Origin of the sequence: Streptomyces spororaveus (assembly GCF_016755875.1) — a bacterium.
Lineage (GTDB): Bacteria > Actinomycetota > Actinomycetes > Streptomycetales > Streptomycetaceae > Streptomyces > Streptomyces spororaveus.
Genome location: NZ_BNED01000005.1, coordinates 2,480,352 through 2,496,784 on the forward strand (window position 1 = coordinate 2,480,352; position 16,433 = coordinate 2,496,784).

Consider the following 16,433-nt stretch of genomic DNA (forward strand, 5'->3'; position numbering starts at 1 on the left):
CGGTCGGTCGTCTGGGGGCCCGGGGTCCCGGCGGACGGGATCCCGTGGCTGTTGTCGTGGTGCCGGGCGGAGACTTCCCCGTCCGGCGGTGCCGGAGGGGGCGCTCCGCGCGGCTTCTCAGGAAGCGCCGAGCTCGTCGTCGAGCAGATCGAAGAGCTCGTCGTCGGTCGCCGATTCGAGGTCGTCGTCGGCGGCGTCCTCGTCCGTGGTGGCACCGTTCGCGTCCTGTGCGTCGTTCCACTTGGCCATGAGGGCCTGGAGGCGCATCGTGATCCGCGAGCGCGTGACGCTGTCCGCGTCGGCCGCGCCGAGGGCGGCCTCCAGCCGGTCGAGTTCGCCGAAGACGGACGGCCCGTCGTCGTCGAGGGGCAGCGCGGAGCGCAGGTGTCCGCTCAGCGCTTCGGGGGTCGGGTAGTCGAAGATGAGAGTGGCGGGCAGGCGCAGCCCCGTCACCGCTCCGAGCCGGTTGCGCAGTTCCACCGCGGTCAGCGAGTCGAAGCCGAGCTCCTTGAAGGCGCTGCCCGGTTCGATGGCGGCCGCGCCGCTGTGGCCCAGTACCTGGGCCACCTGGGTGCAGACGAGGTCGAGCAGCACCCGGTCCCGTTCGGCGGGCGGCAGTTGGGCGAGCCGCTGCGCGAGCGAATCGGGCGCGCCGGTCTCCGCCCCGCTCGTCCTGCGCCGTACCGGGGTACGGAGCAGGCCGCGCAGCAAGGGCGGTACGACGTCGCCCACCTGGGCCTGGAGTACGGCCAGGTCGAGCCGCGCGGGCACGAGTACGCTCGCGGTCCGCGCCTCCTCGGGCACCGCGCCCGAGGATGCTCCGCCCGGCAGTGCGGCGTCGAAGAGCGCAAGGCCCTCGGCCGCCGACAGCGGGGTCATGCTGCCCCGGCTCAGGCGCCGCCGGTCCTGTTCGTCGAGGGTGGCGGCCATGCCCGCCTCGTCGTCCCACAGGCCCCAGGCCAGCGACACCGCGGGCAGCCCCGCCGCGCGCCGGTGCTGGGCGAGGGCGTCCAGGAAGGTGTTGCCCGCCGCGTAGTTGGCCTGCCCGGCGTTGCCGAACACGCCGGCCGCCGAGGAGAACAGGACGAATGCGGCCAGATCGAGTCCGTGGGTCAGTTCGTGCAGGTTCCACGCGGCGTCGACCTTGGGCCGTAGCACCGTCTCCATCCGCTCGGCGGTCAGCGACTCGACCGTGCCGTCGTCCAGCACACCGGCGGTGTGCACGACGGCCGTCAGCGGATGGGCCGTGGGTACGGTCTCCAGCAGCGCGGCCAGTGCGTCCCGGTCGGCCGCGTCGCACGCCGCCCAGGTGACCTGCGCACCCGATTCCGCGAGTTCTTCGGCCAGTTGCAGTGCGCCGTCCGCGGCGGCACCCCTGCGGCTGGTGAGCAGCAGATGCCGTACGCCGTGCTCCGCGACGAGGTGCCGGGCGAGCAGTCCGCCGAGGGTGCCGCTGGCGCCCGTGACGAGGACGGTGCCCTGCGGGTCCGGGGCGCGGCCGGGGGCCGCGCCGTCGGCTGCCGGGGCGATGACCGCCCGTGCGAGGCGCGGCGCCAGGACGGTTCCGGCCCGTACGGCGAGCTGTGTCTCATCGGTGTCGAGCGCGGCGGGCAGGACCCGGTACGAGTCGTCCTCGCCGTCGAGGTCGACGAGGACCAGCCGGCCGGGGTGCTCGGCCTGCGCGGAGCGCACCAGGCCCCACACCGCCGCGTGCGCCAGGTCCTCCACGTCCTCGTCGGGGTCCGTCGCGACGGCTCCCCGCGTGACGACGGCCAGCCGTGATGCGGCGAACCGCTCGTCCGCCAGCCAGGACCGGATCAGCTCCAGCGCGTCCGCGGCAGCGGAGCGCGCGGCCGCGGCGAGGCCGCCTCCCGTGCCGAGATCGGGCGCCAGGGAGACGAGGACCGTCTCCGGCGCGGGCTCCCCGAGTGCCTCGGCCAGCTCGACCGCGGCGGCCAGGGACGGCAGGTCGGGGTGGTGCCCGCCGGTGTCCTCGGTGTCCGCGCCGAACACCGCTGCCGGCGCCAGCGCCCCGGTGCGCTCCAGCGCCGCACCCAGCTTCAGCGGGTCGCCGCCCAGCAGGGCCCAGCGGCCGTCGGCCCGTGACGGCGCCTCGGGCAGCGGCAGCGGCAGCGCGGGCCAGTCGACCTGGAACAGCGCGTCCCGCAGGGAGCCCGGTCCTCGGTCCGCGCCGCCGAGCGCGTCGACGGCCAGCGGACGCAGGACGAGCGAGTCGACGGTGAGGACCGGCTGTCCCGTCTCGTCGGAGACGGCCAGAGTGACCGCGTCCTGGCCGGCGGGGGCCATCCGTACCCGCAGCGCGGCGGCGCCCACGGCGTGCAGCCGCACACCGTCCCACGAGAACGGCAGCCGCGCGCCCTCGGGGCCGTCGGTGAAGAAGTCCCCGAGGCCGACCGCGTGCAGGGCGGCGTCGAGCAGCGCCGGGTGGAGCCCGTACAGGGCGCCTTCCGGCCGCCGCTCCTCGGCGAGGGCGACCTCGGCGAACACCTCGTCGCCGCGCCTCCAGGCGAGCAGCAGGTTGCGGAACGCGGGACCGTATCCGAGCCCGATGGCGTCGAACGACGGGTAGAGGTCCTCCACCGGGCACGGGACGGCTCCGGTCGGCGGCCACTCGGGCTGGCCCTCGGCCGGGTTTCCGGCGTCGACGGCCAGGACACCGCCCGCGTGCCGGGTCCACGACTCCTCGAAAGCCGCGTCCTCCGGGCGCGAGTAGATGTGGAACACCCGCCTCCGCGACGCGTCGGGTTCGGCCACGGAGAGCCGCAGCTGTACTCCGCCCGCTTCGGGGAGCACGAGCGGAGCCTCCAGCGTGAGGTCCTCCAGCAGGTCGCATCCGGCGTGGTCCCCGGCGCGCACGGCGAGTTCCACCAGCGCGGCGCCCGGCAGCAGGACGGTGCCCGCCACCCTGTGGTCGGCCAGCCAGGGATGCGTACGCAGGGAGAGCCGCCCGGTGAACAGGAACCCCTCCGAGTCGGGCAGCTCGACGGCCGCCCCCAGAAGCGGATGCCCGGCGGGGCCGAGCCCGGCGGAGGTCACGTCCCCGCCCTGGGCGTGGATGGGGGCCTCCAGCCAGTAGCGCTGCCGCTGGAAGGGGTACGTCGGCAGGTCGACGCGCCGGGCGCCCGTGCCGGAGTAGTACGCGTCCCAGTCGACGGTGATCCCGCGCAGGTGCGCCCGGGCGACGGCCGAGGTGACCGTCTCCTCTTCGGAGCGGTCCGCGCGCAGGGCCGGGAGGAAGGCCGCGTCGTCGCGTGTGACGCACGACTGCGCCATCGCGGAGAGGACGCCGCCGGGACCGAGCTCGATGTACGTGGTGACGCCCGCGTCCTCCAGCGTGCGGATGCCGTCGGCGAAGCGGACGGCCTCGCGGACGTGCCGGACCCAGAAGTCGGCCGAGCCCATCTCGTCGCTGACGAGGGCGCCGGTGAGGTTCGAGACGACCGGGATGCGCGGAGCCCCGTACGAAAGCCCCTCGGCGACCTTGCGGAACGCGTCGAGCATGCCGTCCATGTGCGGCGAGTGGAAGGCGTGGCTGACCGTCAGGCGCTTGGTCTTCCCGCCCTGGGCCTCGACGGCCTCGGCGATCGCGACCACGGCGCCCTCGTCACCGGCGACGACGACCGACCGGGGGCCGTTGACGGCGGCGATGCTCACCCGGTCGGTGAGCAGCGGGGTGATCTCCGCCTCGGCGGCCTCCACCGCGATCATCACGCCGCCGGTGGGCAGCGCCTGCATGAGGCGGCCGCGGGCGGCGACGAGGGTGCACGCGTCGTCGAGGGAGAGCACCCCTGCCACATGGGCGGCGGCAATCTCGCCGATGGAGTGTCCGGCGAGGAAGTCGGGCTTCAGGCCCCAGCTCTCCACCAGGCGGAACAGTGCGACTTCGACGGCGAAGAGCGCCGGCTGGGTGTACGCGGTCCGGTCGAGCAGGTCGGCGTCGGACCCGAACAGCACGTCCTTCAGGGGTACGTCCAGGTCGAGCCTGTCGCATGCGGCGTCCAGGGCCCGCGCGAACGCGGGATACGCGGAGTACAGCTCCGCGCCCATGCCCAGGCGCTGGCTGCCCTGCCCGGTGAACAGGAACGCCAGCTTGCCACCGGCCGGCGAGCCCTCCGTCAGGTGGGCCGCCGTGGCACCCTCGGCGAGCGCCGCGAGCCCCGCGAGGAACTCCTCGCGGTCCCCGGCGACCACGGCGGCCCGACGGTCGAGCGCGGTCCTGCTCGTGGCCAGGGCGTAGCCGATGTCAGCGAGGGACAGCTCGGGGTGCCCGATCGCGTGCGCCCGCAGCCGGGCGGCCTGGTCGCGCAGGGCGTCCGTGCCCTTCGCCGACAGGAGCCACGGCAGGCTGCCGGGAGTCCGAGCGGGCTGCGGTCGTCCGTCGGACGGGTCCGCGGGTGCGGGGGCCTGCTCGATGATGGCGTGCGCGTTGGTACCGCTGAAGCCGAAGGAGGAGATCGCCGCGCGGCGGGGACGGCCGGTCTCCGGCCAGGCCATCTCCTCGGTGAGGAGCGAGACGGCTCCCGCCGACCAGTCGACGTGCGGGGTCGGCTCGTCCACGTGCAGGGTCTTGGGGACGACCCCGTGACGCATCGCCTGAACGATCTTGATGATGCCCGCGACACCGGCAGCCGCCTGCGTATGCCCCATGTTCGACTTGATCGACCCGAGCAGCAGCGGCCGCTCCTCCGTGTGCTCCTGACCATAGGTCGCCAGAAGAGCCTGCGCCTCGATCGGGTCACCCAGCGTCGTACCAGTACCGTGCGCCTCCACCACATCGACCTCGGCCGCCGACAGACCAGCACTGGCCAGAGCCTGACGGATCACCCGCTGCTGCGAAGGCCCGTTCGGAGCCGTCAGACCATTACTCGCACCATCCTGGTTCACCGCCGAGCCCCGCACGACCGCCAGAACCGGGTGACCGTTGCGCTGCGCGTCCGACAGCCGCTCCACCAGCAGGACGCCCGCGCCCTCGGACCAGCCCGTGCCGTCGGCGTCGGCCGAGAACGCCTTGCAGCGGCCGTCGGCCGCGAGCCCGCGCTGGCGACTGAACTCCACGAAGGGGGCAGGGGTCGCCATGACCGTGACACCACCCGCGAGAGCGAGGGAGCACTCGCCGTTGCGGAGCGCCTGCACCGCGAGGTGGAGGGCGACCAGCGAGGACGAGCAGGCCGTGTCGACGGTGACGGCCGGGCCCTCGAGGCCGAAGGCGTACGACAGCCGTCCGGAGATGACACTCGCGGCGTTGCCCGTGCCGAGAAAGCCCTCGACGCCCTCGGGGAGAGCCGTGAGCCGGGAAGCGTAGTCGTGGTACATCACGCCGGCGAAGACGCCGGTGCGGCTGCCGCGCAGGGCCGCCGGGTCGATGCCCGCGCGCTCGAACGCCTCCCACGAGGTTTCGAGGAGCAGACGCTGCTGCGGGTCCATCGCCACGGCCTCGCGCGGCGAGATCCCGAAGAACGCCGGGTCGAAGTGGCCGGCGTCGCGGACGAAGCCGCCCTCGCGGGCGTAACTCGTGCCCTGCTGGTCGGGGTCGGCGTCGAACAGCGCGTCCACGTCCCAGCCCCGGTCGTCCGGGAACTCCGAGATGGCGTCCCGGCCTTCCATGACGAGCCGCCAGAGGTCGTCCGGGCTCTCCACACCGCCGGGGTAGCGGCAGCCGAGGCCCACGATCGCGATGGGCTCGTCGTCGTGGCGGGCCTCGAGAACGACCGGAGCCGATGTCACGGGCACGGTTCCGACGAGCTCCGCCCGCAGGTGGTCGGCCAGGACCGCCGAGGTCGGGTAGTCGAAGACGAGCGTGGCGGGCAGGCGCAGCCCCGTCGCCGCGCCGAGCAGATTGCGCAGCTCGACGGCGGTCAGCGAGTCGAAGCCCAGCTCGCGGAACGAGCGGTCCGGTTCGACCGTCTCCGGCCCGGCGTATCCCAGGACGGTGGCGACCTGTGCCCGGACCAGCTCCAGTGCGTGTTCCGCCTGTTCGGCGGCCGACAGTCCGGCGAGACGTTCCGCCGGGGCGGATACCGCGACCCTGGCCGTGCCGGCGGCGCGGCGGGTGGGCGTCCGGACGAGACCGCTCAGCAGCGGCGGCAGCAAGCCACCGCCGGCCTGTGCGCGCAGCGCCGCCAGATCCAGCTTCACGGGGACGAACAGGGCCTGCTCGGACGCCGATGCCGCATCGAACAGGGCCACACCCTCGTCCGCGGAGAGCGCACTGACACCACCACGGCCCAGACGCTCCACATCCTCAGCGCCCAGCTCACCCGCCATGCCCCCGGACTCGGCCCAAAGACCCCAGGCGAGGGAGGTGGCCGCCAGGCCCTGCGCCGTGCGGTGCTGGGCCAGAGCGTCCAGGAACACATTCGCTGCCGCGTAGTTCGCCTGACCGGCACCACCGAACACACCAGCAGCCGACGAGAACAGAACGAACATCGACAGACCGAGACCACAGGTCAGCTCATGCAGATTCCAGGCAGCATCCACCTTCGGACGCAACACCGCCGACAGGCGTTCCGCCGTGAGCGAGGACACCACACCGTCGTCCAGCACACCAGCCGTATGCACCACACCCGTCAGCGGATACTCAGCCGGAATCTCGCTCAGTACCGACTCCAGCGCCGCACGGTCGGCCACATCACACGCCGCCCACCGAACCTCCGCACCCAGCGCGGTCAGCTCCGCCGACAGCTCAGCAGCACCCTCGGCCGCCCCACCACGACGACTCACCAGCAAAAGACGCCGGACACCACGCCCCACCACCAGATGACGGGCGAACAAACCACCCAACGTCCCACTCGCACCCGTAACCAACACCGTGCCATCAGCATCGAGATCACGGCCAAAGCCGTCGACGACAGCAGCACGGGCGAGGCGCGGCACGAGAACGGATCCCGCGCGTACGAGCAGCTCCGACTCCCCTGCCGCCAAAGCCGTCGCCACGGTCTCCGTGGGCAGTGCTTCGCCGTCGAGGTCGACCAGGGCGAACCGACCGGGGTGCTCCGTCTCGGCGGAGCGGATCAGGCCCCACACCGCGGCACCGGCGAGATCGCGGACGGGTTCGTCCGGACCTGCGGTCATGGCGCCGCGCGTGACGAACACCAGCCGGGAGGAAGCGAAGTGCTCCTCGGCCAGCCAGGCCCGTACGAGCGCGAGCGCGTCGAAGGTCCGCGCATGAACCGTTCCCGGCACGGCGTCACCGTCCGCCTGAGCCGTCGGCGCTGCCTCCGAGCCCACTCCCGTGGTGACGAACACGAGCTCCGGTACGTCGGAGTCCGCGGCCGCCAGCGCGGCCAGGTCGGCGTAGGGCACGGCGTCCAGGCCCCGCACCTCCGCTCCCACCAGAGCCCGTTCGGCATCGGCCGGAACCGCCGTGCGATCAGCCGCGAGCTCCGTCCAGTCGATCCGGAACAGCGACTCCTGGCGGCCGGCACTCGCCGCGCCGAGCTGCTCGGACGACATCGCCCGCAGCGCCAGAGAATCCACCGAGGCGACCGGTGCACCCGCGGAGTCGGCCAGTTCCAGTGACACCGCGCCCTGACCGGCCTCGGCCAGCCGGACCCGTACCGCAGAGGCACCGGCCGCGTGGAGTCGTACACCGCTCCAGGCGAACGGCAGCCGGGCGGCGCCGGCCGTCCCTGCGGTGTCCGGGCCGGACAGCAGATCACCCAGCGCAAGGGTGTGCAGCGCCGAGTCGAGCAGGGCGGGGTGCAGCCCGAACGCGTCGGCGTCCGCCTGCGCCTCGGCAGGCAGGGCGAGTTCCGCGAACAGCTCCCCGGCACGCCGCCAGGCCGCCCGCAGCCCCTGGAACAGGGGGCCGTACGCGAGGCCGGAGGCGTCGAGGACCTCGTACGCGTCGTCCACCGGCACGGCGGTCGCATCGGCCGGTGGCCAGACGCCGAGATCGACGGCGGCGCCCCGGACCTCGTCCACCAGCAGTCCGTCGGCGTGCCGGACCCACGGTTCGTCGTCGGCGTCCGGGCGGGAGTACACGGCCACCGCCCGGCGGCCCGACGCGTCGGGCGCACCGACCACGACCTGCAGCTGGACCGCGCCCTCGTCGGACAGGACCAGGGGGGCCTGGAGCGTCAGCTCGTCCAGGGCACGGGCTCCGACACGCTCGCCCGCGTGCAGGGCCAGTTCCACGAACGCCGTTCCCGGAAGCAGGACGGACCCCATGACGGCGTGGTCCGCGAGCCAGGGATGCGTAGGCAGGGAAAGCCGACCGGTGAAGACGCACCCGTTGGCGTCCGCGAGCGTGACGGCCGCACCCAGCAGCGGATGGCCGGCGGCGGCGAGTCCGAGCCCGGCCGTGTCGCCGGGCAGGGGGATGCCGGTCTCGGGCCAGTAGCGCTCACGCTGGAAGGCGTAGGTGGGCAGGTCGACGCGCTGGGCGCCGGTCCCGGCGAAGAAGGCCTGCCAGTCCACCGCGATCCCGCGGACCTGTGCCTGGGCGAGGGCCGTGGTGACGGTCTCGGCCTCGCGGCGACCGGAGCGCAGGACCGGTACGAAGACGGAATCCCCGCCGCTCACGCACTCCTGGGCCAGGGCGGAGAGCACACCGCTCGGGCCGAGTTCGATGTACGTGGTGACGCCCGCGGCCTCCAGGGCCCGGATGCCGTCCAGGAAACGGACGGCCTCACGGACGTGCCGCACCCAGAAGTCCGCCGAACCCATCTCGTCCGAGACCAGCGCCCCGGTGAGGTTCGAAACCACCGGAATGCGCGGAGCCCCGTACGACAGGCCTTCCACCACCGCCCGGAAGTCGTCCAACATGCCGTCCATGTGCGGCGAATGGAACGCATGGCTGACCGTGAGCCGCTTGGACTTGCGGCCCGCGAAGGACTCGGCGATCGCCACCGCGTCCGACTCGTCACCCGCGATCACGACCGACCGCGGACCGTTGATCGCGGCGATACTCACGCGATCGGTCAGCAGCGGAAGGACCTCGTCCTCCGACGCCTGCACCGCGATCATCACACCACCGGCCGGCAGCGCCTGCATCAACCGCCCACGAGCCGCCACCAGCGTGCACGCATCATCCAGCGAGAAGACACCCGCCACATGCGCGGCCGCGATCTCACCGATCGAATGACCCGCCAGGAAGTCCGGCTTCACACCCCACGACTCGACCAGCCGGAACAGCGCCACCTCGACCGCGAACAACGCCGGCTGCGTATACGCCGTCTCGTCCAGCAGACCCGCATCCGTACCGAACAGCACATCCTTCAGCGGCAGTTCAAGCCGCTCACACACCGCGTCCAAGGCCTGAGCGAAGACCGGATAGGCGTCGTACAGCTCACGGCCCATCCCCAGCCGCTGACTCCCCTGCCCCGTGAACAGGAACGCCGTGCGGCCACCCTTGCTGACCGTGCCCCGCACCAGGCCCGGAGCGGTGCGCCCGTCGGCGAGGGCGTCGAGCGCGGTGGCGGCCGTGTCGGCCTCCGCCGCGATCACGATCGCCCGGTGGTCGAAGGTGGCACGGCTCGTGGCCAGGGAGTACGCCAGGTCCGCGAGCGGGAGGTCGGGGTGCGCTGTCAGGTGTGCGCTCAGCGCTCGGGCCTGGGCGGACAGGGCCTCGGCGCTGCGGCCCGCGAGCCGCAGGGGCAGCACGCCCGGCACGACCACCGCATCGGCCGGGGCCGGTGTGGCCTCCTCCGGTGCCTGCTCGATGATCGTGTGCGCGTTGGTTCCACTGATGCCGAACGACGACACACCCGCGCGGCGCGGACGGCCCGTCTCCGGCCACGGAACGGACTCGGTGAGCAGCGAGACCGCGCCCTCCGACCAGTCGACGTGCGGCGAGGGCTGCTCCGCGTGCAGGGTCTGCGGCAGCACGCCGTGCTGGATGGCGAGGACCATCTTGATGATGCCCGCGACACCGGCGGCCGCCTGCGTGTGACCGAGGTTCGACTTGACCGAGCCGAGCCACAGCGGGCTGTCCTCGGTGTGCTCCCGGCCGTAGGTCGCGAGCAGCGCCTGCGCCTCGATCGGGTCGCCCAGCGTCGTACCGGTGCCGTGCGCCTCGACCGCGTCCACGTCGGCGGCGGACAGGCCCGCGCTCGCCAGCGCCGCGCGGATCACGCGCTGCTGCGAAGGACCGTTCGGGGCCGTGAGGCCGTTGCTCGCACCGTCCTGGTTGATCGCCGAGCCACGGACCACGGCCAGGACCGGGTGGCCCTTGGCCCGTGCGTCCGACAGCCGCTCCACGAGCAGCATGCCGACGCCCTCGCCCCAGCCCGTACCGTCGGCGTCTGCCGAGAAGGCGCGGCAGCGGCCGTCGGTGGACAGGCCGCGCTGGCGGCTGAAGCCGACGAACGTGCCGGGGGTCGCCATGACGGTGACACCGCCGGCCAGCGCCATGTCGCACTCGCCGGTGCGCAGCGCCTGGACCGCCATGTGCAGGGCTACGAGCGACGACGAGCAGGCGGTGTCGATGGTGACGGCGGGGCCTTCGAGGCCGAAGGTGTACGAGACGCGGCCCGAGGCGATGCTGCCGGTGCTGCCCGAGCCGAGCCAGCCTTCGGCGCCGTCCTTCGAACGTTCCAGCAGAGCGGCGTAGTCGTGGTACATCACACCGGCGAACACACCGGTGCGGCTGCCACGCATGGTGGCCGGGTCGATCCCGGCCCGTTCGAACGCTTCCCAGGTGGTCTCCAGGAGGAGCCGCTGCTGCGGGTCCGTCCCGACGGCCTCGCGCGGGCTGATCCCGAAGAACGTCGGGTCGAACGCGGCGGCGTCGTGCAGGAAGCCGCCGTGTCGGGTGTACGAGGTGCCGGGGTGGTCGGGATCGGGGTCGTACAGCGATTCGACGTCCCAGCCGCGGTCGGCGGGGAAGCCGGAGATCGCGTCCCCGCCGCCCGCCAGGAGCTGCCACAGCTCCTCGGGGGTGGTCACTCCGCCGGGGTAGCGGCAGCTCATCGCCACGATGGCGATCGGGTCGTCGGAGACCGTGGTGGGCGCGGGCCCGGTGGACGCGAACGTGTGCTGGTCCGCGCCGAGTTCACCGGAGAGGTGACGGGCGAGCGTCAGCGAGGTCGGGTGGTCGAAGATCAGCGTGGCGGGCAGGCGCCGGCCGATGGCCGCGCCGAGGCGGTTGCGCAGTTCCACCGCCGTCAGGGAGTCGAAGCCCAGCTCGCTGAAGGCGTGGTCGGGGTCGATGGCGTCCGGGGAGCCGTGGCCGAGTACGTCGGCGACATGGCCGCGGACGAGGTCGAGGAGCAGCCGCTCCCGTTCCGGTGCGTCGAGGCCGAGGAGCCGCTGTTCGAGAGCGGTGAGGTCCGGCGCGGTTCCGGCGGTGGCTCCGGCCGCGACGCGCCTCGCGGGGGTGCGGACCAGTGCGCGCAGCAGCGGGGCCACTTCACCGCCGGGGGCGACGGCGGGAAGGGCCAGTCGCATCGGCACGAGCAGCGCCCGTCCGGCCGTCTCCTGGTCGTCATGGGCCGAGCCGAGGGCGTCGGCGAGGTCGAGGAGCGCGAGCCCCTCGGCGGCGGTGAGACCGTGGACACCGCCGCGCTTCATCCGGTCCAGGTCGGCGCGGTCGAGGGCGCCGGCCATGCCTTCGGCGTCCTCCCACAGCCCCCAGGCCAGCGACCGGCCGGGGAGCCCGTGGGCACGCCGGTGCTGGGCGAGGGCGTCCAGGAAGGAGTTGGCGGCCGCGTAGTTGCCCTGGCCGGGTGCGCCGAAGACCCCGGCGGCGGAGGAGAAGAGGACGAAGGCGGACAGGGGCAGGTCGCGGGTCAGCTCGTGCAGGTGGAGAGCGGCATCGGCCTTCGGACGAAGGACCGTGTCGAGGCGCTCCGGAGTGAGCGAGCCGATCACACCGTCGTCCAGGACACCGGCCGTGTGAACGACCCCGGTGAGCGGGTACGCGGCAGGAACGCCAGCCAGTACGGCCGCCAGCGCGTCCCGGTCCCCCGCGTCACACGCCGCCCACGACACCTCCGCACCCAGCCCGACAAGCTCAGCGGTGAGCTCACCGGCACCCGGCGCGTCCGCGCCCCGGCGACTCAGCAGCAGCAGACGCCGGACACCACGCTCGGTGACGAGGTGCCGGGCGACGAGCCCGCCGAGCGTGCCACTGGCCCCGGTGACGAGGACGGTGCCGTCGGGGTCGTACGACGGCGTCTCGACGGCGGCATCCGAGGGAACGGGAACCCTGGCCAGCCTGGGCGCATGAGCCACCCCGTCACGCAGGGCGACCTGCGGCTCCTCCGAGGCGAGCACAGCGCTGAGCGTCTGCCGGGACACCGCGTCGTCATCGCTGCCGCCGTCGCTGTCGCCATCGCTGTCGATGAGCAGGAACCGGCCCGGGTGCTCGGACTGTGCGGAGCGCGCCAGGCCCCAGACCACGGCGTGCACCGGGTCGGGCACCCGGTCACCGGCTCCCGCTGCGACCGCGCCGTGCGTGAGCAGGACGAGACGGCTGTCGGCGAGCCGGTCGTCGTCGAGCCAGTGCCGCAGCAGCCGGAGGGTCCGGTGCCCAGCCTCGTGGACCGCCTCGGGGGTGAGTCCGGGCGCGGCCGGGTGGCGTACGAGTACGGCGTCCGGCACGGGCGCACCCGCGTCGAGGGCGGCGCTCAGCGCCTCCACGTCCGCGTGGTGCGCGGTGCCGTCGCCCGGCTCGTCGGTGGGGGCCGGCTCTCCGAGCACGGCCCAGTGGTCGTCGACGCCGGCGGGCAGGGTCAGCGGAAGCCAGTCCACCTGGAACAGGCCGTCGTGGTATCCGCCCCGCGCGGTGTCCAGCTGGTCGGCCGAGACCGTGCGCAGCGTGAGCGAGGCGATGTCGCCCACGGGCTGTCCGGCTCCGTCGGCGAGGGCCACGGACACCGCGTCCGGTCCGGCCTTGGACAGCCGGACACGCAGCACCGAGGCGCCCACGGCGTAGAGGGACACCCCGGTCCAGGAGAACGGCAGGCGGCCGCGGCCGGTGTCCTCGACGAGCCCGGCCCGGCCGATGGCGTGCAGCGCCGAGTCGAGGAGCGCGGGATGCAGTCCGAAGAGAGATGCGTCGGCCTGCTGTCCGTCGGCGGGCGCGATCTCGACGTAGGTGGCGTCGTCGCCCGCCCAGGCCGCGCGTACGCCCTGGAAGGCGGGGCCGTATTCGAGCCCCGCCGCGGCGAGCCCCGCGTACAGCTCGTCGACGGGCAGCGGCGTGGTGCCGGCCGGCGGCCAGACCTCAGGGGCGAAGGAGGGCCGCGGGGCGCCTGTGGCGAGCACACCGTCGGCGTGCCGGGTCCACGGCTCTCCTGCCTCGGTGTCCGGGCCGGAGGCGTCCGGGGACGGCTCGGGGCGGGAGTGCACACCAAGGGTGCGGCGGCCGGTGGCGTCCGGTGCGCCGACCCACAGCTGGACCTGTACTCCGCCGCTGCGGGGCAGTACGAGCGGTGCGTGAAGAGTGAGTTCTTCGAGCAGGTCGCAGCCGACCTGGTCGCCGGCGCGGATGGCCAGTTCGACGAAGGCGCTGCCCGGCAGGACGGCCGAACCCATGACGCTGTGGTCGGCGAGCCAGGGGTGGGTGTCGAGCGAGAGACGGCCGGTGTAGAGGAAGCCGTCGAGGTCGGCGAGCGCCACGGCGGCGCCGAGCAGCGGGTGACCGGCCGCTCCGAGCCCGGCCGAGGAGACGTCCCCGAGGGGCCGGCCGGCGTCGAGCCAGTAGGACTCGCGCTGGAAGGCGTAGGTGGGCAGGTCGACGCGCCGGACGTCCGTACCGGAGTAGTACGCGTCCCAGTCGACGGCCACCCCGCGCACGTGGAGCCGCGCGAGGGCATCGGTCAGGGAGCCGGTCTCCGAACGGCCCTTGCGGAGTACGGGCACGAAGGCCGCGGTGTCGGCGACCGGGCAGTCCTGGGCCATGGCCGAGAGCACGGCGTCCGGGCCGAGTTCGAGGAAGTGCACGACGTTGCGTTCGGCGAGGGCGCGGATGCCGTCGAGGAAGCGGACGGCTTCGCGGACGTGACGGACCCAGAAGTCCGCCGAGCCCATCTCGTCGGTGACGAGGGCGCCGGTGAGGTTCGAGACGACCGGAATGCGCGGAGCCTCGTACGACAGACCCTCCGCAACGACCCGGAAGTCGGCGAGCATGCCGTCCATGTGCGGCGAATGGAAGGCGTGGCTGACCGTGAGCCGCTTGGACTTGCGGTCGGTGAAGGACTCGGCGATCACCACCGCGTCCGCCTCGTCACCCGCGATCACGACCGACTGGGGGCCGTTGATCGCGGCGATGCTCACGCGGTCGGTGAGCAGCGGCAGAACCTCGGCTTCCGACGCCTGCAGCGCGATCATCACACCACCGGTCGGCAGCGCCTGCATCAGACGGCCACGCGCCTCGACCAACGCACAGGCGTCCTCAAGAGAGAAGACACCCGCCACATGCGCGGCCGCGATCTCACCGATCGAATGACCCGCCAGGAAGTCCGGCTTCACACCCCACGACTCGACCAGCCGGAACAGCGCCACCTCGACCGCGAACAACGCCGGCTGCGTATACGCCGTCTCGTCCAGCAGACCCGCATCCGTACCGAACAGCACATCCTTCAGCGGCAGTTCAAGCCGCTCACACACCGCCTCCAAGGCCTGAGCGAAGACCGGGTACGTGTCGTACAGCTCACGGCCCATCCCCAGCCGCTGACTCCCCTGCCCCGTGAACAAGAACGCCAGCTTTCCGGCGACCGGGCGGCCCTGGGTGACCCCCGGTGCCGTGTCCTCGGGAGCCGAGTCCGCGAGGGCTGCCAGCGCGCGGGTGAGGCCGGACCCGTCGGCGGACGTGAGGACCGCGCGGTGCTCGAAGTCGGTGCGTCCGGCGGCGAGCGAGTGGGCGATGTCCCCGGGGCGCAGGCCGGGGTGTGCGGTCAGGTGGGCGTGCAGCTTCCCGGCCTGTGCGCGCAGCGCCGCCGGAGTCTTGGCGGAGAGGTTCCAGAGCGGCGGCACGGGCGGTGCGACGGCCGCGGGCGGCTCGGTCCCGGATTCGGCCTCGACGGCGTCCGGGGCCTGTTCGAGGATGGTGTGGGCGTTGGTGCCGCTGATGCCGAAGGACGAGACTCCCGCTCGGCGGGGTGCGCCGGTCTCGGGCCACGGCATGGACTCGGTGAGCAGGGAGACCGCGCCCTCGGACCAGTCGACGGTCGGGGTCGGCTCGTCCACGTGCAGGGTCCGGGGCAGCACGCCGTGGCGCATCGCCATGACCATCTTGATGATGCCCGCGACACCGGCGGCGGCCTGGGTGTGCCCCATGTTCGACTTGATGGAGCCCAGCCACAGCGGGCGGCCGTCGGGGCGGCCCTGACCGTAGGTGGCGAGCAGGGCCTGCGCCTCGATCGGGTCGCCCAGCGTGGTCCCGGTGCCGTGGGCCTCGACCGCGTCGACCTGCCCGGCCGACAGCCGCGAACCGGCGAGTGCCTGGCGGATGACGCGCTGCTGGGACGGTCCGTTGGGGGCGGTCAGTCCACTGCTGGCGCCGTCCTGGTTGACGGCGGAACCGCGGACCAGTGCCAGGACGGGGTGGCCGTTCCTACGGGCTTCGGAGAGCCGTTCCAGGACGAGCATGCCGGCGCCCTCGCCCCAGCCCGTGCCGTCCGCCGCGGCCGCGAAGGACTTGCAGCGGCCGTCGCCCGCCAGGCCGCGCTGGCGGCTGAACTCGGTGAACGTGCCGGGAGTCGACATGACGGTGACGCCACCGGCGAGGGCGAGCGTGCATTCGCCGTTGCGCAGTGCCTGGGCGGCGAGGTGCACGGCGACCAGCGAGGACGAGCAGGCCGTGTCGACGGTGACGGCGGGGCCTTCGAGTCCGAGGGTGTAGGCGATCCGGCCCGAGGCGATGCTGCCGGAGCTGCCGTTGCCGAGGAAGCCTTCGATCTCCTCGGGCACGCTGAACAGCCGGGCGGCGTAGTCGTGGTACATCAGTCCGGCGAAGACGCCGGTGCGGCTGCCGCGCAGCGACGCCGGGTCGATGCCCGCGCGCTCGAAGGCCTCCCAGGACGTCTCCAGGAGCAGGCGCTGCTGGGGGTCCATGGCGAGGGCCTCGCGCGGCGAGATCCCGAAGAACGCGGGGTCGAAGTCGGCCGCGTCGTGCAGGAAGCCGCCGACCTGTTCGTACGCCTCGATCCCGGTCTCCGGGTCGGGGTCGAAGAGGACTTCGGCGTCCCATCCGCGGTTCGTGGGGTAGGCGGAGACGGCGTCCCGGCCGTGGGCCACGAGGTCCCACAGCTTCTCGGGGGTGTCGATCCCGCCGGGGTAGCGGCAGCTCATCGCCACGACGGCGATGGGCTCCTGCTCCCGCTCCTCGACCTCGCGCAGCCGTCGTCGGGCCTCGCGGAGGTCGGTCGTCGCCCGCTTGAGGTAATCGAGGTACTTCTCCTCGTTCACCATTTACGCCATCCCCGTGGTCAGAGTCGGAAAGCTCGCGCGGAGCCGGTGGATCGGAA

General features: G+C 73.2%; 1 protein-coding gene. It reads right to left on the minus strand.

The window, feature by feature from the left end:
* Positions 1-117: 117 nt before the first annotated feature.
* The gene (locus Sspor_RS13510) at positions 118-16,377 is read right to left on the minus strand and encodes a type I polyketide synthase (protein WP_202199366.1); all 16,260 of its coding nucleotides are present in this window, start codon (positions 16,375-16,377) and stop codon (positions 118-120) included.
* Positions 16,378-16,433: the final 56 nt, after the last annotated feature.